The organism is Pseudomonas oplopanacis, assembly GCF_057128725.1.
On record NZ_JBSKHV010000013.1, the window covers coordinates 110,054 to 128,578 of the forward strand.

Genomic DNA, 18,525 nt, shown 5'->3' on the forward strand with positions numbered 1-18,525 from the left:
TCGTCTGACCTGACATGCCCCAACACCAGGCCGTCCTCTTCAGGACGGCTTTGGTATTTCTGAAGGCCTGGAAATGAAAAGTAAAACAATCCGCCGCTGGTCCTTCGTCCACACCTGGACCAGCCTGATCTGCACGGTCTTTTTGCTGATGCTGGCATTGACCGGGTTGCCGTTGATCTTCCACCACGAGATCGACCATCTGCTGGGCGATGCTGCCGAGTTGAAGTCGATGCCGGCGGACACACCGAGGCTGGATTTGCAGCAGTTGGTGCAGGCCGCTGAAAAGCATCGTCCCGGCGAGGTCATGCAGTACTTCGGTTTTGAGGACGACGAGCCCAACGGCGCCGTTACGATCATGGCGGCCACCGCCGGCACCGAGCCGAACTCCTCGCACACCTTCATGCTCGACGCCCGCACCGGCGAAGCCGTGGAGATGCCCTCGGCCAATGGCGGATTCATGATGGTCATGCTGCGCCTGCACGTGGACATGTTTGCCGGCCTGCCGGGCAAGTTGCTGCTGGCGTTCATGGGGCTGATGTTTGTGGCGGCGATCATTTCCGGGACGGTGCTGTACTTGCCCTTCATGCGTCGCTTGAAATTCGCCACCGTGCGCCAGGACAAATCCACTCGCCTGCGCTGGCTGGATCTGCACAACCTGATCGGCGTGGTCACGCTGACCTGGGCGCTCGTCGTCGGCGTGACTGGCGTGATCAGTGCCTGTGCCGACCTGCTGATTGCTGCCTGGCGCAACGACAGCCTGACTGCGATGGTCGCACCGTACCGCGACGCGCCACCGCTGACGCACCTCGCACCGGCGAGCCGTCTGCTCGACATTGCCGAGGAAGTGGCGCCAGACATGACGCCCGACTTCATCGCCTTCCCCGGCACGCGGTTTTCCAGCGAACACCATTACGCTGTGTTCATGAAAGGCAGCACCCACCTGACATCGCACTTGCTGACACCGGTGCTGATCGACGCCAGCACCCTGCAAGTCACCGCCGTGGCTGAACGACCGTGGTACATGGACGCCATGGGCATGTCGCAGCCGCTGCACTTTGGCGATTACGGCGGCATGCCGATGAAGATCCTGTGGGCGACCCTCGATGTGCTGACCATCATCGTGCTCGGCAGCGGGGTTTACCTGTGGGTGGTGCGGCGCAAAGCGGCAAAACCAGTGCTCGAACCTGCCGAGGCTCAAGCATGAAGCGCAGGCAATCGAACTTCTGGAAGGTCTTCGGCACACCCGCGTTTATCGCCTTGCTCAGCGCTGCCGGGTTGTTCGCCGCGCTGCTGGGTGATGGCGTGTGGGACGCCCTCAGCTGGCTCGGCCTGGGCGTGCCCGCGTTCTTCGCCCTGCGCGGCCTCTTGCAACGTCACTGAACTGTGTCGGTGCGCTATGCTGCCCGACACTGCCACCGACCGAGACGTTGCCATGTCCGCCCCCAGCATGACCCTGTACCACAACTCGTTATCGCCCTTCGTTCGTAAAGTCATGGTGCTGCTGCACGAAACCGGCCAGACCGGCCGCGTGGCGCTGCAAGACTGTGTGCTCACGCCGGTCAACCCGGACCTGTCACTCAACGAAGACAACCCGCTGGGCAAAATCCCCGCCCTGCGCCTGGCCGACGGCACCGTCATCCATGACAGCCGGGTGATCCTCGATTACCTCGATCACCAGCATGTCGGCAACCCGCTGATTCCGCGCGAAGGCTCGGCCCGCTGGCGTCGCCTGACCCTGGCCTCCCTGGCCGACGGGATCATGGACGCGTCGGTGCTGGTTCGTTACGAAATGGTCCTGCGCGACCCGCAGAAGCATTGGGACGAGTATCTGGATGCCCAGCGCGACAAGATTCGTCGCGGCTTGGCGTTGCTGGAAAAGGACGCGATTGCCGAGCTGACCAGCCATTTCGATGTCGCGGCGATCAGCGTGGCCTGTGCGCTGGGCTACATCGACCTGCGCCATCCGGATCTGCAATGGCGCGAGGCGAATCCGCAGTTGACGGCGTGGTATTTCGAGGTGAGTCAGCGGCCTTCGATGTTGGCGACGATGCCTAAGGTCTAGATCTTCATTGATTGTTCCGGCCTCTTCGCGAGCAGGCTCGCTCCCACAATTGATCTGCGGTGTCTGCAAATTTTGCGTCCGCTGCAGATTCCTTGTGGGAGCGAGCCTGCTCGCGATGGCACCACACCGCATCCACCGGAAACAACACCGCAATCAGCGTTGCCAACACCTCCCCTTCCCGCTGATCCTCCCGCAACCCAATCGACCGGCTCATTCCACCGCCCCCAGATCAAACACCATCGGCTTGGCGTTCTTCTGCCCGATCCCGTACCAGTCCAGCTTACGGGTCAACACCATGAACACCCCGAGCAAGCCGAACAGCAACAACGAGCCCATCAGCAACGCGTAATCCTCGGCACTCAACAAGCCATAGAGCAAGCCGTACAACGCCGCCAACCCCGCCGAAAAACTCAAGCCATGGCGCACGCTGCGCAGCACGTGGCAGACATAGAACCCGATCAACAACACACAACCCGCCGACGACAACAGATACGCCAGGGCAAAGCCGATGTGCTCGGACAGTGACAGCAGCAACAGATAGAAGAACGCCAAGGCCACGCCGACCAACGCGTATTGCACCGGGTGTACCGCCAGGCTTTTCAGCACTTCGAACAGGAAGAATCCGGCGAAGGTCAAGACGATAAACAGCAACGCATATTTGATCGCCCGATCACTCTTCAGGTACTGATCCACCGGATCGATAAAGCTCACGCCGAAGCTGCGCCCGCTGTACGCCTCGCAACCACCGCCGGACACACAACTGCTCAGCGCTTCTTGCAGGTTGGTGGAGAAGAACGACGTCTGCCAGTTGGCCGTAAAACCTTGATCGGTGACTTCACGCTGGGCCGGCAGGTAGTTGCCGATGAAGCTCGGATGCGGCCAGTTCGCGCTCAGCGAGACTTTGCTGGTCTTGCCCACCGGAAGAATCTGCAACTGCCCGGTGCCCTGCAAACGCAGGTCAAAACCGAAGGCCAGCTCTGTGACTTGTTTGGTGTCCAGCGCTGGCAACGTCACGTGCACGCCCTCCCCCAGCCAACCCACCTGACTGCCCGGAACGAAGTCCAGCGTCTTGCCGTTCAGGTCCAGTTTCAACGCATTTTCGATGCCGCGAATGTCACTGATGCCCACCGCCAGAAACGGCTGGTCGAACTGGTAATCCGCGAAGTCTTCCTTGATGCCCCATTGCGTCGGGACGGAAAAGTGACCGCTGATATGGTTTTCTGCATGGAACAGGCGCGCCTCGTAAATGCCTCGCGAGCGCAACTCGGTCTGGATCTGGCCATCAAGCTCGAAACGCTCTGGCAGGAAGTACAAACGACCGCGCTCTTCGCCGATGTCCTGGTAGCGCTGGTTGGTTTTCTCGTTAAGCTTCCAGGTGCGCACCACTTTGCGATACGGCACCACCATCAGCGGGCCGCTCAGTTGCTGGCTGAAACTGGAGCTGCGGGCGATGTCTTCGAGTACACCGTCACGCAGTTGCTGGCGGTCCTGGATAATGCCGTTGATCATCAAGAGCGGAATCAGTAGCAACAAAATCAGAAGGGCAATGGCCCCGAGTTTTAGGGTCAGGCTGCGGTTCATGGGACTCTCCCTGTTTGGATCGGGAGATTCTGGGAGCGCTGTGTGGGGGATTTATGGAGGGATTATGGAGTTTATGTGGAGACTGCACTGCCTCTAGTGGGAGCGAGCCTGCTCGCGAATGCCGCGACTCGGTCCTAAGCCAGGCGCAGTCTCACTTCAACACCGCCCTCAACATTGCCAATGCTGAATGTTCCACCATGCAACTTGACCACTTCTTCGACAAAGTTAAGCCCCAACCCGGTACTTTTCCGCCCGCTGTCCGGACGCGGCAACGAATAAAACCGCTCGCTCAACCTCGGCAACGCATAGTCGGGAATCGCCTCTGCCTGGTTGAACAGCCTGAACTCAATCTGTTCCCCAACACGCTCGGCGCTGAAACGCAGCACACCCTGAACCGGGGTGAAATCCAGCGCGTTCTCCAACAAATTCCCCAGCGCCTGACGCAACAGAAACGGCTCACCGGTCAGCGTCAGGTCCGTTGAAATCTGTTGCTCCACGCGCAACTGCTTGCCCTCGATCCGCGCCGCCTGGGCCTTCAACACTTCATCCACCAACCCGGCCAACGGCACCGCCACCCGCTCCTCAAGACCTTGGCGTTGCTCCACCTGCGCCAGGTTCAACAGCCGCTCAATCAACTGCTGCATCCGCACGCTTTCGCTATCAATATTGCTGACGAACCGCTGCTGCTGTGCCAATGGCATCTCGCCCTGCAGCAACTCCGCCGCCCCGCGAATCGCCGCCAATGGACTCTTCAATTCATGGGTCAGCGTGTGCACGTAACGCTCGACGTAGGCCTTGCCTTCGAGCTGCGTGCGCATGTGCTCCACCGCTGTCGCCAGTTGCTCCAGTTCGCCGCCGCGGTAATGCGGCACCTCGACCCGTCGGCCGTCACTCACCGCTTGCGCATAAGCGGTCAACCGTCGTAGCGCTGCGCTCAACCACCACGACAACAACGCCCCGAACAACAGGCCAAGGCCAATCAGCCCGGCGCCATACACCAGCAATCGCCGTTCGGTGCGATCGACGTAAGGCTGCAACGAGCTGTTGGGCTTGGCCACGGTAACCACGCCGATGATCTGGCCGTTGTCGCGGATCGGCGCGCCTACATGCATCACCGAGGAATTGGCGTCGTTCGGATCGCTGCGCGTGGAGCGGGCGCCGTATTCGCCGCGCAGGGTCAGGTAGACGTCGTTCCAGCGCGAGTAATCCTGCCCCACCGCCGCGCCGCTGGAGTCCAGCACCACAACGCCTTTGGCGTCGGTGACATAGATGCGGTGATTGACCTGATTCTTCGGCAAGCCCCAGATGCTTGCCTTCGGTTGCCGCTCGCCGTAGGCCTTGAGCAACTCGGGCCAGCGATTCTGGTTGAGGGTCCCGGCCTTGAAGTCGTCGCGCAGGATTTCGGCCATCAGGTTTGCCGTGTCGACCAGGGTTTCTTCGGTGGACTGGCGCACGCCGGGACGGATTTCTTCCATCACGGTGTTGAGCACGAAGTAACCGGTCAGGCCGATGAACAGCACGTAGACCAGGAAAATCCGGATCCCCAGCGGCATCAGCTGTGCCCCGGGCTGTAGCTGTAGCCGAGGCCGCGATGGGTCTGGATTGGCTCGGCGTCTGCCCGCACCAAGCGCAATTTGGCGCGCACGCTCTTGATGTGGCTGTCGATGCTGCGCTCGTAACCGGCATCGGCGGCGATGCCCAACGCATCCAGCAACTGGTCGCGGCTGAACACCCGCTCGGGTTGTTCCAGCAGGCACTGCAGCAGGCGGAATTCGTGACGGGTCAGGCTCAGCGGTTGACCGCGATAATTGATTTGCACCCGTTCGTTGTCGATCCGGAACAACGCCGATGAGGATTCGGCCACCGTCCTTGGCGCCATGCGTTTGAGAATGGCCCGGACCCGAGCGGCTACTTCCCGCGGACTGAACGGCTTGACCACGTAATCGTCGGCACCGATTTCCAGGCCCACCACACGATCGATTTCGGCATCGCGGGCACTGAGGAAGATCACCGGCACTTCGCTGAAACGGCGCAATTGCTTGCAGGTCTCGAAGCCGCTGATATCGGGCAAACCAATGTCGAGAATGATCAAATCCGCTGGCGCGGCACGCTGATGCTCCAGCGCTGCCGCGCCCAGGCTCAGCCAGGTCGTGGTGAAGCCTTCACCCTGCAACGCGAAAACCAGGGTGTCGGCAATCGCCGCTTCGTCTTCGACAATCAAGATATGAGGCATGGCGTCCTGGCCCGTTTATGAAGTGGGCGAACGGTGCCCCAAGGCTCACGTCACGTCAATGAGACCACTTGAATTCAGCAGTCGGGCTTGTCCGCGGTAAAACGGCGTGCCGGGTTCACCGCTGCGCCGAATTCACGCAAGGCTTTGGCGCCGATCAACAAAGGGTAGTTGAAGCTGCTGCGGTCGGTCAGGTTGACCTCGACGGTGCGCTTGACGTTGCCCAGGCACAGTTCCAGATCAACCACCGGACGCTTGGTTGGCTCGACCGCTTCCTTGTCATCGTCCTCTTCTTCGGAGCGGGTCTTGATCTTGCTGATCCGCGCGACTTTGTGTTCGTAGACCTTGTTGCTGGCGTCCTTGGTGGCGAGGCGGAAACGCACCCAGTCTTCGCCGTCGCGGGTGAAGGTTTCGATGTCCTTGGCCGACAGCGACGCGGTCAAGGCGCCGGTGTCCATCTTGGCCTTGAGCACCTCGCCGCCGATTTCCGGCAGCGCGATGTATTCGTAACGCCCGTACAGGGTCGGCTCGGCGGCCAGGACTGGCAGGGCCACCAGGGAAAGCAGTGCGAGGATCGATTTCACGTAATGGGCATCCTTTGGAAATTGGGGCGCAGTGGCCGAACTCTAGACCGCAAACAACAACGATAGTTGGACTGTCATAGATACCTGTGGCGAGGGGGCTTGCCCCCGTCCGACTGCAAAGCAGTCGTAAACCGGTTCATTCGATCTACCTGATAGATCGCGACACATCCTTTTGGGGCCGCTTCGCCGCCCAACGGGGGCAAGCCCCCTCGCCACATTAGATATCATCAGGTTCCAAGATTAACGCCTCAAAGGTGAAACATTCGTCACCCCCGATTTGGCCTCCCGCCCGAAGCTGCTTATCATGGCGCGCCCAAATGATCCCAAGAGTTATTTATGCGCCGCCTGCTCACCGGCTGTTTCGTCACCCTGCTGCTGTTGCTCAACACCCTGGTCCTGATCGGGCCGCTGATGGTGTTTGCCCTGCTCAAACTGATCCTGCCCGGTCGCTATCGCGACTACGCCTCATGGGCCGTGATGTGGATCGCCGAGACCTGGGCCGAAATCGACAAGCTGATCTTCCGTCTGTGCATCCCGACCCGCTGGGACATCCGCGGCGGCGAAGGCTTGCGTGTCGACACGTCCTATCTGGTGATCAGCAACCATCAATCCTGGGTTGATATCCCGGCATTGATCCAGACCCTGAACCGGCGCACGCCGTTCTTCAAGTTCTTCCTCAAGAAGGAGCTAATCTGGGTGCCGTTCCTGGGGCTGGCGTGGTGGGCGCTGGATTATCCGTTCATGAAGCGCTACACCAAGGCCTACCTGGCCAAGCACCCGGAGTTGGCCGGCAAGGATCTGGACATCACCAAAGCGGCGTGCGAGCTGTTCAAGCGTCAGCCGGTGACGGTGGTCAATTACCTGGAGGGCACACGCTACACCGCGGCAAAAAGCGCCCAGCAGCAATCCCCCTTCACTCACCTGCTTCGGCCCAAGGCCGGCGGTGTGGCGTTTGTGCTGGCAGCAATGGGCGAACAGCTGGACGCCGTGCTCGATGTGACGGTGGTGTATCCGCAGCAGGCAATTCCGGGGTTCTGGGATTTGATCAGCGGTAACGTGCCGAGGGTCATTATCGACATCAAGACCCGCGAGCTAGACCCGGCGCTGTGGCAAGGCGATTACGAAAACGATCCGCTGTTTCGCGAAAAAATCCAGAACTGGGTCAACCAGCTCTGGATTGAAAAAGACCAGCGCATCGACGCATTGCGCGCCGAGGGCCGTTGAATCAACTGCCGGTGCCGGCGCCCCAGATGCTGCCCAGACTATTCAGCAGTGGACTGCCAACGCCTTGCTTACCGAGGAAATCGAGCAGTACCGGAGCAAACTGACCGACCATGCCGCTGTCCATGCCCAAGGCACTGAACGCGGTGTTCAGGTCATTGGTGTCCTTGACGTTGCCCAGCGCGTTCTCAAGACCGGCCGACTTGCCGGAAGAGCCAAGCATACCCGCGAGGGCACCGAGCTCTCCGCCACCGGACAGCTTGTCCAGCCCCGGTACGCTCTTGGCCAGTTGCGAATAGTCGGTCGTGCTCAACTGATTTTTCGCCAGCCCCAACATCGCCGCGGTGCCACCGACGGCTTGCTCCGGTTTTACGTTCAATTGCGAAGTCAGCGCGCCCAACAGATTGGCCGTTTCCTGCGTCGGCGCAGCAGCCGTTGCCGCGTTGCCGCCCTGCATGCTCGACGCCGCTTTGGTCACGTCATCCAGGCTGAAGCCTGCGAAGACCGGGCTGGCGGCCAGTGACATCAGCGAAGCCAGTGCAAAACCGCGTGAAATCTTCATCCAGACATCCTCTTATGCCATGAAAACCGCCCATCAATGGGCGGCGAAAAACTGTCCGTTGGACTGGAATCCCCGGGGATTGTTCCCAGCCCCTGTGGGAGCGAGCTTGCTCGCGATAGCGGCATGTCAGTCAACATCGATTTTGAATGTAACGCCCTCATCGCGAGCAAACTCGCTCCCACACAGGTCACGTGTGCCACACATATTTATTGGGTGCTGCATCCAGTCTACTCCGTGCCGCGTATATCAAGTACGGACAGACATTCCTGGCCGATTCTCCCCACAAGGACATCACCATGAAACGCACTTCGATCAAAACACCGTTGATTGCCAGCCTGCTGACCCTGGCCCTTGGCGGCGTATTTGCCTTGAACACCGTACAAGCAGCCGACATGAGCCACGACACCGTCATGGTCGGCGGGCAAAGCATGTTGCCCAGCAAAAACATCGTCGAGAACGCGGTGAACTCCGCCGACCACACCACGCTTGTCGCAGCAGTAAAAGCCGCCGGCCTGGTCGATACCCTGAAAGGTAAAGGGCCGTTTACCGTATTCGCCCCGGTCAACTCGGCCTTCACCGCCCTGCCTGCCGGTACGGTCGATACGCTGCTCAAACCTGAAAACAAAGCAGCATTGAGCAAACTCCTGACCTACCACGTGGTTGCCGGCACGCTCGACATGAAGACCCTGGCCGAGAAGATCAAGGCCGGTGGTGGCAAGACCGAGCTCACCACCGTTGCCGGCGGCAAGCTTTGGGCGACGATGAATGGCCCGCACAACATCACCATCAAGGATGAAAAAGGTGATGTCGCGGACATCACCACCTACGACGTGTACCAGTCCAACGGCGTGATTCAGGTCATCGACAAAGTGCTGATGCCGAAAAGCTGAGCCGTACCGCCGGCCCCGCGCATCGGGGTCGGCGGGCTTTTTCGAGGTGTCCGGCCGTGAATGGAACAACCGCGCGCAGTGAACTAACCTCTGGCTGCAACCGGTACCGCACACCGCCCACCGCTGCTCCCTCGATTGTCTGGAGAACCGCTATTTCCACCGCCGACATCGATCAGCTCAGGCAGCTGTTGGCCCAATGTTCACTGGGCGACCGCCGCGCTTTCGAGACGCTTTACCGCAGCGTCAGCCCACGCTTGCACGGTGTGGCCCTGCGCTTCATGGGTCGTCCTGATCTGGCGGAAGAAGTGCTGCAGGAAAGTTTTGTGCGCATCTGGAACAACGCCTCGCGGTATGAGGCGCACCTGTCGGCACCGCTGACGTGGATGATCAACATCACGCGAAACCAGGCCATCGACCAGTTGCGCAAACACCGCGACCGGCCACTGACCGATCTCGAAGAACAGTCGCTGGTGGATGAAAGCCCCTCGGCCCACGAACAATTGACCAGCGCCCGCGAGGCCAACGCCCTGAACCGTTGCCTGGAAACGCTCGAAGGCATGCAACGCCGGTCGATCACCGTGGCTTACTTTCAAGGCCTGTCCTGCTCGGAACTGGCCGAGCATCTGGCCGCGCCACTGGGCTCGGTGAAATCCTGGATCCGCAGGGGCATGGAACGCCTGCGCAGGTGCCTTGAATCATGAACTATCAAACCCCGTCCCTGCGTCGTGCGCTGGCGGCCGATTACACCATCGGCCTGATGTCCGCTGGCGCGCGTCGGCGTTTTGAGCAATTGCTGCTGGAGGACGCGGCGTTGCGTGCAGAACTGGCGCAGTGGCAGGAAAGCCTGGCCAGCCTGACTGAAGCAGTGCCCGAGCAACCGGTGCCTGAACGGGTGTGGCACGGGATTACCGCGAGAATAGAGCCGCAAGTGCTGCATGTGCCTGAGAAGCGTCCGTTCTGGAATTGGCTGCGGATTACGGCGGCGGCGTGTTCGCTGGTGATCGCCGTGACCTTGGGCGTGATCTACACCCGCGACACGGCGCGATACAGCGCTACGTTGCTGACGGCCAACGCACAACCGGCGCTGAAGGTTGAAGCGCATGAGGATTACCTGAACGTTGAACCGCTGACATTGGCGGCGGTGGATCCGGGTCGTAGCCTCGAACTGTGGGCGATTCCAGCGGATGGCAAACCGATTTCACTCGGTGTGATACCGGCGGGCGGCAAAGGCAAGGTTGAGTTGAGCGCCGCGCAAAAAACCTTGATCGGCAAGCCGATTGCACTGGCGGTGAGTCTTGAGCCAAAAGGTGGCTCGCCGACCGGGCAGCCGACCGGGCCGGTCCTGTATCAAGGCGCGTTGGCAGCCCTGTGATTCGCTTTTGTGGCGAGGGGGCTTGCCCCCGTCCGATGGCGCAGCCGTCGTAATCCAACCAATGCGTATCACCTGATACTCCACGCAGAATGGCTTAGGGGCTGCTTCGCAACCCAACGGGGGTAAGCCCCCTCGCCACAGCAAGCCCCCTCGCCACAGGGTTGTGTGTGAGGCCCAAAAAAAACGGCGACCCGAAGGTCGCCGTTTTGCGTTGCTTTAAGGCTTACGCCGCGCTGAACAGTTTGTGCGGATCGATCACAAACTTCTTCGGCACGCCCGCATCGAACTCGCCGTAACCACGTGGCGCGTCATCCAGGCTGATGACTTCCACGCCTACGATGTCGGCAATGTGAATGCGGTCCCACATGATCGCCTGCATCAGCTGGCGGTTGTACTTCATCACTGGCGTCTGGCCGGTGTGGAAGCTATGGGATTTGGCCCAGCCCAGACCAAAGCGAATGCTCAGGCTGCCCATTTTCGCGGCGGCGTCCACAGCACCCGGGTCTTCAGTCACGTAGAGGCCCGGGATACCGATTTTACCGGCCACACGAACCACGCCCATCAGCGAGTTGAGCACGGTGGCCGGAGCCTCGTGTTTCACTCCGTCATGACCGTGGCCGCGTGCTTCGAAGCCTACGGCGTCGACGGCGCAATCCACTTCCGGTTCGCCCAGCAGTGCGGCAATTTGTTCGTGCAGCGGGGTGTCCAGGGACAGGTCGGCGATTTCGAAACCCTGGGCCTTGGCGTGCGCCAGGCGAACGGTGTTGACGTCACCGATGATCACCACCGCTGCGCCCAACAGGCGAGCAGACGCGGCAGCCGCCAGGCCAACCGGGCCAGCGCCGGCGATGTACACAGTGCTGCCTGGGCCAACGCCGGCCGTCACTGCGCCGTGGTAACCGGTTGGCAGGATGTCGGAGAGGCAGGTCAGGTCGCGGATTTTTTCCATCGCGCGATCGCGGTCCGGCAGTTTCAGCAGGTTGAAGTCGGCGTACGGCACCATCGCGTACTCGGCCTGGCCGCCAGTCCAGTCGCCCATGTCGACGTAACCGTAGGCACCGCCGGGACGGGCCGGGTTAACGCTGAGGCAGACACCGGTGTGCATCTCTTTGCAGGAACGGCAGCGCCCGCAAGCGACGTTGAACGGTACGGACACCAGATCGCCGATTTGCAGGTTTTCGACGTCGCTGCCCTTCTCGATGACTTCGCCGGTGATCTCGTGGCCGAGCACCAGACCGGTCTGAGCGGTGGTACGGCCGCGCACCATGTGCTGGTCGGAACCACAGATATTGGTGGAAACCACACGCAGGATGACAGCGTGGTTAATCTTCCTGCCGCGCGGGTCCTGCATTTTCGGATAGTCGATTTTCTGTATTTCGACTTTGCCATTGCCGAGATACACCACACCACGATTGCCAGACATGCTTTCACCTCGCTGTTGTTTTTATGTAGCGGTCGCGTCGCCATGGAGCGGCGGCGCGTTGATTGCTCGGGTTATTGCCTGTGTGTCTTGTGTTGTCTGATTGGGCCTCATCGCGAGCAGGCTCGCTCCCACATTGGATCCGGGGCGTACACAAGGTCTGTGACCAACACAAAACCTGTGGGAGCGAGCCTGCTCGCGAAAGCGATCTAAAGAACGACGGTCCTGTTCGCGTTGAGGAAAACCCTGCGTTCAATGTGATACCCAACCGCCCGCGCCAACGTCAGCCCTTCGATATCCCGCCCCTTGGCGATCAGATCTTCCGGGTAATGACTGTGGTCCACCGCCTCGACGCCCTGGGCAATGATCGGCCCCTCGTCCAGGTCGTTGTTGATGTAATGCGCCGTCGCGCCGACCAGTTTCACGCCCTTGTTATAGGCCTGGTGATACGGTTTGGCGCCCTTGAAACCGGGCAGCAGGGAGTGATGGATGTTGATCGCCTTGCCGTCGAGTTTGCGGCACAGCTCTGGCGACAGGACTTGCATGTAGCGGGCAAGGATCACCAGTTCGGCGCCGGACTCTTCGATCACCTGCCAGACCTGACGCTCCTGGGACGGTTTGTCGTTCGGGTCCAGCGGGAAGTGGTAGTACGGAATCTGGTGCCAGTCGGCCAGCGGCTTGAGGTCCGGGTGGTTGGAGACCACGGCGGCCACGTCCATCGACAATTGGCCGATACGCTGGCGGTAGAGCAAGTCGTTGAGGCAGTGATCGGCCTTGGAGACCATGATCACCACTTTTGGCCGGTAGTTCGGCGCAGTCAGTTCGAAGACCATGCCGAAGTTGGCACCGCGCTCTTCGAGACCGGCGCGGAAGACCTGCTCGTCGAAGCCGTCGGGTTGACGGAACTCCACACGAATGAAGAAGCGGCCGGAGAGCCGGTCATCGAAAGAATGGTGCTCGGTGACGTAGCAGCCCTGCTCGAACAGAAAGCGGGTCACCGCGTCCACGGTGCCGAGGACGCTGGGGCAGTCGGCGGTCAGAATCCATGTGTCTGGGGCGCGGCTCATAGTGCGGTGACTCCTGTTGTTATGGGCAACCGCTGCGCGGTTGATCGCCAGCAAGCCGGCTCCTACAGTTTTCTGTCGTTCACAAATGATGTGTAAGACACAGACCTGTAGGAGCCGGCTTGCTGGCGATAAAATCTCAGGCCTGGACGCTAAGGCCGTATTCAGCCGCCGCATCCTGCAACCACAACCACCAGTAATCCGAGAAGCTGCGGCGAATCAGCAGTTCCCAGGTGTCTTCAGCGGTATGGCGGATCACCAGTTGCGACTTGGCGAACACCGTGCCCACGGCCTTGCCCACCGGGAAGCTGTTGGGGTGCACGTCGTAGCTGGTGGATTTCATCAGCACCTGGCGCACGTTCGGGCCGCTCAGTTCGAGGATCTGCTGGCCGCCGCTGACGTTGGTGATTGCGATGTGCAAGTCGCCCAGCGCTTCACGCAGTTTTTGCTCGGCGGCCAATTCTTCACCGCTCGGCACAATCAGCAGCCACTCATCCGGCCCCATCCATTGCAGGCTGGTTTCGCCTTTGATGACGACGGTCAGCGCACCCGGCAATTCGATCCCGAGGGCCTTGTGTACGCCGGCGGCAAACGCAGCATCGTGGCCATCGCCACGAATGGTCAGGTGGCCGAGGAGTTTTTTCTCACGCACAATCACGCCGGCGTTTTTGCGGCCCTTGCCCGCCAAGCTGGCGAGGTCGGCATGGTGCAGCGACGACTCGGCCTTGGCCCCGGTGGTTGGGCGTTGTTGGTAAACATTGGCTGCGGTCATAAAGCACCTTTCCTGAATTCTGTTTGTTCTGGCCCTTGTGGTGGCTGTGCTGCCGCCTTCGCGAGCAAGCCCGCTCCCACATTCGACCGCGTTCCCCTGTGGGAGCGGGCTTGCTCGCGAATAGCCGCCCGCCCACAGGACCCGAGGTCATTAAATGTTCTGGCGATCACCCTTAGGATCGAAGAACACCGAAGAAACAATTTCCGCCTCGATCACGCTGCCATCCGCCAGCGGTGCGAACACACGCTCGCCGATGCGCTTCAATCCGCCTTTCACTACGCCCATCGCAAACGAATAACCCAGGGAGTTGTGCAGGTAGCTGGAGGTCACGTGGCCGACCATGGTCATCGGGATCGCTTGCTTGGTGTTGAACACCAGTTGCGCACCTTCCGGCAGCCATTTGGTCGGATCGATCGGCTTGAGGCCCACCAGTTGCTTGCGTTGATCACGCACGCAGTCTTCGCGGTTCATGCCACGCTGGCCGATCCACGAGAACGGTTTGGTGCGACCGACACACCAGCCCATGTTCAAGTCATCCGGCGTCATCGACCCGTCAGTGTCCTGCCCAACGATGATGAAACCCTTCTCGGCCCGCAGGATGTGCATCGTTTCTGTGCCATATGGAGTCAGGTTGTACTTCTTGCCGGCCTCGGCGATTTTCTCGAGCACGCCCATGGCGTAGTCGGCCTGCACGTTGACTTCGTACGACAGCTCACCGGTAAACGAAATCCGGAAAATCCGCGCTGGCACACCGCCGACCAGAGCTTCTTTCCAGGTCATGAACGGGAAGGCTTCGTTGCTCAGATCGGCGTCGGTCACTTCGCTGAGCAGCTTGCGGCTGTTCGGCCCGGACAGGGTCATGGTGGCCCAGTGATCCGTCACGGAGGTGAAATACACCTTCAGCTCCGGCCATTCGGTCTGGTGGTAGATTTCCAGCCATTGCAGCACGCGTGCAGCGCCGCCGGTGGTGGTGGTCATCACGAAATGGTTGTCGGCGAGGCAAGCGGTGACACCGTCGTCGAAGACCATGCCGTCTTCTTTGCACATCAGGCCGTAGCGCGCCTTGCCCACGTCGAGCTTGGTCCAGGCGTTGGTGTAGATGCGGTTGAGGAACTCGCGGCAATCCGGGCCCTGGATATCAATCTTGCCCAGGGTCGACGCGTCCAGCAGGCCGACGCTGTCGCGCACGGCTTTGCATTCGCGTTTCACGGCGGCATGAATGTTTTCACCGCTTTTCGGGAAGTACCACGGACGCTTCCACTGACCGACATCCTCAAACTCGGCGCCGTTTTTCACGTGCCAGTGATGCAGTGCGGTGTGACGGACCGGCTCGAAAATGTGCCCACAGTGACGACCGGCCACGGCGCCGAACGTCACCGGCGTGTAGTTCGGGCGGAACATGGTGGTGCCCATCTGCGGGATGGTCACGTTCAGCGAACGGGCGGCAATGGCCAAGCCGTTGACGTTGCCGAGCTTGCCCTGGTCGGTACCGAAACCCAGTGCGGTGTAGCGTTTGACGTGCTCGACCGACTCGAAGCCTTCGCGGGTCGCCAGTTCGATGGCGGCGGCGGTGACGTCGTTTTGCAGGTCGACGAATTGCTTCGGTGCCCGTGCGGTAGCTTTTTCGTGGGGTACCTGGAACAGCGCGAGGGTTGGCTCCTCCAGACGGCTCAGGGCTTTTGGCAGTACGCCTTCGACCGTTTGGAACCCGGCTTCGGCAGCGGCGCGAGCGCCCCCTTCAAAACCATCGGCCAGGGAATCGCCGAGGCCATAGACGCCGTTGATGCCACCGACGCACACGCGTTTTTGCGGTGCTTCGCCCGGTACAAAACCGAGGATGTCTTCACGCCAGATCGGCTTGCCACCCAAGTGCGAAGCCAAGTGAACCACCGGGCTGTAACCGCCGGAACTGGCCACCAGATCGCAGTCGAGCCACTCGCCAGGGCTGGTCACGGCGTGTGCTTTGACATCAATCGCCGCCACACGAGCAGCAGTCACGTGCTTGCTGCCACGGGCCTCGATCACGGCGCTGCCGGTGAGGATGCGGATGCCTTTGGCGCGAGCTTCTTCAACCAAAGCGCCACGCGGATTGCTGCGGGCGTCGGCGATAGCCACCACTTGCAGGCTGGCGTCGAGCCAATCCAGAGCAACGCGGTAGGCGTGATCGTTGTTGGTCGACAGCACCAGTTTTTTGCCCGGTGCCACGCCGTAACGACGAACGTAAGTCGAGACTGCACCAGCCAGCATGTTGCCCGGCACGTCGTTGTTGCCGTAGACCAGCGGACGCTCGTGAGCACCGGTCGCCAGCACGACACGCTTGGCGCGAACCCGGTGGATGCGCTGACGCACCTGGCCAATCGGAGCACGGTCGCCGAGGTGATCGGTCAGGCGCTCGTGAATGGTCAGGAAGTTGTGGTCGTGGTAACCGTTGACCGTGGCGCGCGGCAACAGCAGCACGTCCGGGGTGTCTTTCAGTTCGGCGATGACGCTGGCGATCCATTCGGCAGCAGGCTTGCCGTCGAGGCTTTCGCGGGAGTCGAGCAGGCTGCCGCCGAACTCTTCCTGTTCATCGGCGAGGATCACACGGGCACCGCTGCGTGCAGCAGCCAGTGCAGCGGCCAGGCCAGCAGGGCCACCGCCGACGATCAGCACGTCGCAGTGCTGGTTCATGTAGTCGTAGGTGTCCGGATCATTCTCGGTCGGCGAACGGCCAAGACCGGCGGCCTTGCGAATGTACTTCTCGTAGGTCATCCAGAACGATTGCGGGTACATGAAGGTTTTGTAGTAGAAGCCCGGCGGCATCAGCTTGCCGCCGACCTTGCCGAGAATTCCCATCATGTCGTTGTTCACGCTTGGCCAGCCGTTGGTGCTGGTGGCGACCAGGCCTTGGTACAGCGCTTGTTGCGTGGCGCGTACGTTCGGAATCTGCGTGGCTTCGGTCGCACCGATCTGCAGCACGGCGTTCGGCTCTTCAGCGCCCGCAGCGAAGATGCCGCGCGGACGGGAATACTTGAAGCTGCGACCGATGATGTCGACGCCGTTGGCCAGCAGTGCAGCGGCCAGCGAGTCGCCTTCAAAGCCTTTGTAGCTCTGGCCGTTGAAAGTGAAGTTCAGCACTTTGTTGCGGTCGATCCGTCCACCGTTGGACAGGCGATTGATCTGGCTCATACCTTAGCTCCCAGAGCCTGCGCGGCCGCTTTCGGACTTTCAGTCTTGTCGGTGAACTGCGGCTTGGTGCCGATCTTGTAGGTCTCGAGAATCTCGTAGGTCACGGTGTCGCGGGTGACGTTGAAGTACTGACGGCAACCGGCAACGTGGTCCCACAACTCGTGGTGCAGGCCGCGAGGGTTATCGCGGAAGAACATGTAGTCGCCCCACTCCTCGTCGGTGCAGGTGGTCGGGTCCAGTGGGCGCGGGATATGCGCCTGGCCGGATGCGTGGAATTCCTCTTCGGAGCGCAGTTCGCCGCAGTGAGGACAGAAGATATGCAACATGGGGATTTCTCCTGTTAGTGGGCAACTGCAGCAGCGCCGTGTTCATCGATCAACGCACCGTTGTGGAAACGGTCGATGGAGAAAGGTGCAGCCAATGGGTGCATTTCACCCTTGGCCAGACTCGCGGCAAACACGTTGCCCGAGCCAGGTGTCGCTTTGAAGCCGCCGGTGCCCCAACCGCAGTTGAAGAACATGTTCGGCACCGGGGTTTTCGAAATGATCGGGCACGCATCCGGCGTGGTGTCGACGATGCCGCCCCACTGCCGGTTCATGCGTACGCGGGACAACACCGGGAACATCTCGACGATGGCCTGGATGGTGTGCTCGATCACCGGGTACGAACCACGCTGGCCGTAGCCGTTGTAGCCGTCGATACCGGCGCCGATCACCAGGTCGCCCTTGTCGGACTGGCTGATGTAACCGTGTACGGCGTTGGACATGATCACGCTGTCGATAATCGGCTTGATCGGCTCGGACACCAGCGCTTGCAGCGGGTGCGATTCGATCGGCAGACGGAAACCGGCGAGCTTGGCCATGTGCCCGGAGTTACCGGCAGTGACTACGCCGACGCGCTTGGCGCCGATGAAGCCCTTGTTGGTTTCAACACCGATGCACACACCGTTTTCCTTGCGGAAACCGATCACTTCGGTCTGTTGAATCAGGTCCACGCCCAGTGCGTCGGCGGCACGGGCAAAACCCCACGCCACGGCATCGTGACGGGCCACGCCGCCACGGCGCTGGACGGTTGCGCCCATTACCGGGTAACGAGTGTTTTTCGAGCAATCGAGGTACGGAATCTCGTCAGCCACTTGTTTGGCATCGAGCAGTTCGCCATCGACGCCGTTGAGGCGGTTGGCGCTGACCCGACGCTCGGAATCACGAATGTCTTGCAGGGTGTGGCACAGGTTGTAAACGCCGCGCTGGGAGAACATCACGTTGTAGTTCAGGTCCTGGGACAGGCCTTCCCACAGTTTCATCGCGTGTTCGTACAGGTGCGCCGACTCGTCCCACAGGTAGTTGGAGCGAACGATGGTGGTGTTGCGCGCGGTGTTACCGCCGCCCAGCCAGCCCTTTTCGACCACGGCCACGTTGGTGATGCCGTGTTCTTTGGCGAGGTAGTAGGCGGTCGCCAGACCATGCCCGCCGCCGCCGACGATGACCACGTCATAGACCTTTTTAGGGGTCGGCGTGCGCCACATTTTCTGCCAGTTTTCGTGATGGCTGAGGGAGTGTTTGAAGAGGCCGAAGCCCGAGTAGCGTTGCATAGTCATTT

At 60.8% G+C, this 18,525-nt stretch carries 18 protein-coding genes; 7 read left to right on the forward strand and 11 right to left on the reverse strand.

Annotation, left to right across the window (positions count from 1 at the left end; translation table 11 throughout):
- Nucleotides 1–73 precede the first annotated feature (73 nt).
- Genes ACWKV5_RS23150 through ACWKV5_RS23160 form a run of 3 tightly spaced genes read left to right on the forward strand, consistent with a single transcriptional unit; the run spans nucleotide 74 to nucleotide 2,062 of the window.
- Nucleotides 74–1,204, forward strand: a complete 1,131-nt coding sequence (locus tag ACWKV5_RS23150) for a PepSY-associated TM helix domain-containing protein (protein WP_483843135.1) — start codon at nucleotides 74–76, stop codon at nucleotides 1,202–1,204.
- Entirely contained in the window at nucleotides 1,201–1,380 is a 180-nt protein-coding gene (locus ACWKV5_RS23155; RefSeq protein WP_027926678.1) for a hypothetical protein, read from the forward strand. The genes ACWKV5_RS23150 and ACWKV5_RS23155 overlap by 4 nt, the downstream gene beginning before the upstream one ends.
- Nucleotides 1,381–1,432: 52 nt before the next feature.
- A complete protein-coding gene (locus ACWKV5_RS23160; protein ID WP_483843136.1) occupies nucleotides 1,433–2,062 on the forward strand; it encodes a glutathione S-transferase family protein in 630 nt (209 codons plus the stop codon).
- A gap of 210 nt (nucleotides 2,063–2,272) precedes the next feature.
- On the opposite strand, the gene creD is transcribed toward ACWKV5_RS23160, so the two are convergent.
- From creD to rloA2, 4 genes are all read right to left on the reverse strand, one after another.
- Entirely contained in the window at nucleotides 2,273–3,643 is a 1,371-nt protein-coding gene (gene creD / locus ACWKV5_RS23165) for a cell envelope integrity protein CreD (RefSeq protein ID WP_483843137.1), read from the reverse strand.
- A gap of 134 nt (nucleotides 3,644–3,777) precedes the next feature.
- Complete coding sequence (gene creC, locus ACWKV5_RS23170) at nucleotides 3,778–5,196, reverse strand: two-component system sensor histidine kinase CreC (RefSeq protein ID WP_483843138.1); 1,419 nt, start codon at nucleotides 5,194–5,196, stop codon at nucleotides 3,778–3,780.
- Nucleotides 5,196–5,876: a two-component system response regulator CreB gene (gene creB, locus ACWKV5_RS23175; protein ID WP_483843139.1), complete on the reverse strand. Its 681-nt coding sequence runs from the start codon at nucleotides 5,874–5,876 to the stop codon at nucleotides 5,196–5,198. The genes creC and creB overlap by 1 nt, the downstream gene beginning before the upstream one ends.
- Nucleotides 5,877–5,950: 74 nt before the next feature.
- Entirely contained in the window at nucleotides 5,951–6,457 is a 507-nt protein-coding gene (rloA2, locus tag ACWKV5_RS23180) for a retropepsin-like aspartic peptidase RloA2 (protein WP_123433040.1), read from the reverse strand.
- Between the two features lie 336 nt (nucleotides 6,458–6,793).
- Here rloA2 and ACWKV5_RS23185 point away from each other — a divergent pair, with 336 nt between their 5' ends.
- Nucleotides 6,794–7,681 carry a 1-acylglycerol-3-phosphate O-acyltransferase, YihG family gene (locus tag ACWKV5_RS23185; RefSeq protein ID WP_483843140.1) on the forward strand — a complete coding sequence of 296 codons (888 nt, stop codon included), beginning with the start codon at nucleotides 6,794–6,796 and terminating at the stop codon, nucleotides 7,679–7,681.
- A gap of 1 nt (nucleotide 7,682) precedes the next feature.
- Here the strand turns inward: ACWKV5_RS23185 and ACWKV5_RS23190 are convergent, their stop codons facing one another.
- Nucleotides 7,683–8,240: a DUF2780 domain-containing protein gene (locus ACWKV5_RS23190; RefSeq protein ID WP_483843141.1), complete on the reverse strand. Its 558-nt coding sequence runs from the start codon at nucleotides 8,238–8,240 to the stop codon at nucleotides 7,683–7,685.
- A 296-nt stretch (nucleotides 8,241–8,536) separates the two neighbouring features.
- Between ACWKV5_RS23190 and ACWKV5_RS23195 the strand changes: the two genes are divergently transcribed.
- The 3 genes from ACWKV5_RS23195 to ACWKV5_RS23205 are packed head-to-tail and all read left to right on the forward strand — an operon-like array spanning nucleotide 8,537 to nucleotide 10,502.
- Entirely contained in the window at nucleotides 8,537–9,130 is a 594-nt protein-coding gene (locus tag ACWKV5_RS23195) for a fasciclin domain-containing protein (RefSeq protein ID WP_483843142.1), read from the forward strand.
- Nucleotides 9,131–9,186: 56 nt separating this feature from the next.
- Complete coding sequence (locus ACWKV5_RS23200) at nucleotides 9,187–9,831, forward strand: sigma-70 family RNA polymerase sigma factor (protein ID WP_483843143.1); 645 nt, start codon at nucleotides 9,187–9,189, stop codon at nucleotides 9,829–9,831.
- Complete coding sequence (locus ACWKV5_RS23205) at nucleotides 9,828–10,502, forward strand: anti-sigma factor (RefSeq protein ID WP_483843144.1); 675 nt, start codon at nucleotides 9,828–9,830, stop codon at nucleotides 10,500–10,502. The genes ACWKV5_RS23200 and ACWKV5_RS23205 overlap by 4 nt, the downstream gene beginning before the upstream one ends.
- A 223-nt stretch (nucleotides 10,503–10,725) precedes the next feature.
- On the opposite strand, the gene fdhA is transcribed toward ACWKV5_RS23205, so the two are convergent.
- The 6 genes from fdhA to ACWKV5_RS23235 all read right to left on the reverse strand — a co-directional run bounded on the left by fdhA (nucleotide 10,726) and on the right by ACWKV5_RS23235 (nucleotide 18,517).
- Entirely contained in the window at nucleotides 10,726–11,925 is a 1,200-nt protein-coding gene (gene fdhA / locus ACWKV5_RS23210; RefSeq protein WP_007947729.1) for a formaldehyde dehydrogenase, glutathione-independent, read from the reverse strand.
- Nucleotides 11,926–12,131: 206 nt separating this feature from the next.
- Nucleotides 12,132–12,989, reverse strand: coding sequence for a formyltetrahydrofolate deformylase (gene purU, locus ACWKV5_RS23215; protein WP_483843145.1), 858 nt, complete (start codon nucleotides 12,987–12,989; stop codon nucleotides 12,132–12,134).
- A 136-nt stretch (nucleotides 12,990–13,125) separates the two neighbouring features.
- Entirely contained in the window at nucleotides 13,126–13,758 is a 633-nt protein-coding gene (locus ACWKV5_RS23220; protein WP_483843146.1) for a sarcosine oxidase subunit gamma, read from the reverse strand.
- A 150-nt stretch (nucleotides 13,759–13,908) separates the two neighbouring features.
- Nucleotides 13,909–16,926 (reverse strand): sarcosine oxidase subunit alpha, encoded by a 3,018-nt coding sequence (locus ACWKV5_RS23225; RefSeq protein ID WP_483843147.1) that lies wholly within the window; start codon nucleotides 16,924–16,926, stop codon nucleotides 13,909–13,911.
- Complete coding sequence (locus ACWKV5_RS23230) at nucleotides 16,923–17,252, reverse strand: sarcosine oxidase subunit delta (RefSeq protein ID WP_007947734.1); 330 nt, start codon at nucleotides 17,250–17,252, stop codon at nucleotides 16,923–16,925. The genes ACWKV5_RS23225 and ACWKV5_RS23230 overlap by 4 nt, the downstream gene beginning before the upstream one ends.
- Before the next feature lie 14 nt (nucleotides 17,253–17,266).
- Entirely contained in the window at nucleotides 17,267–18,517 is a 1,251-nt protein-coding gene (locus ACWKV5_RS23235) for a sarcosine oxidase subunit beta (RefSeq protein ID WP_007947735.1), read from the reverse strand.
- Nucleotides 18,518–18,525 lie beyond the last annotated feature (8 nt).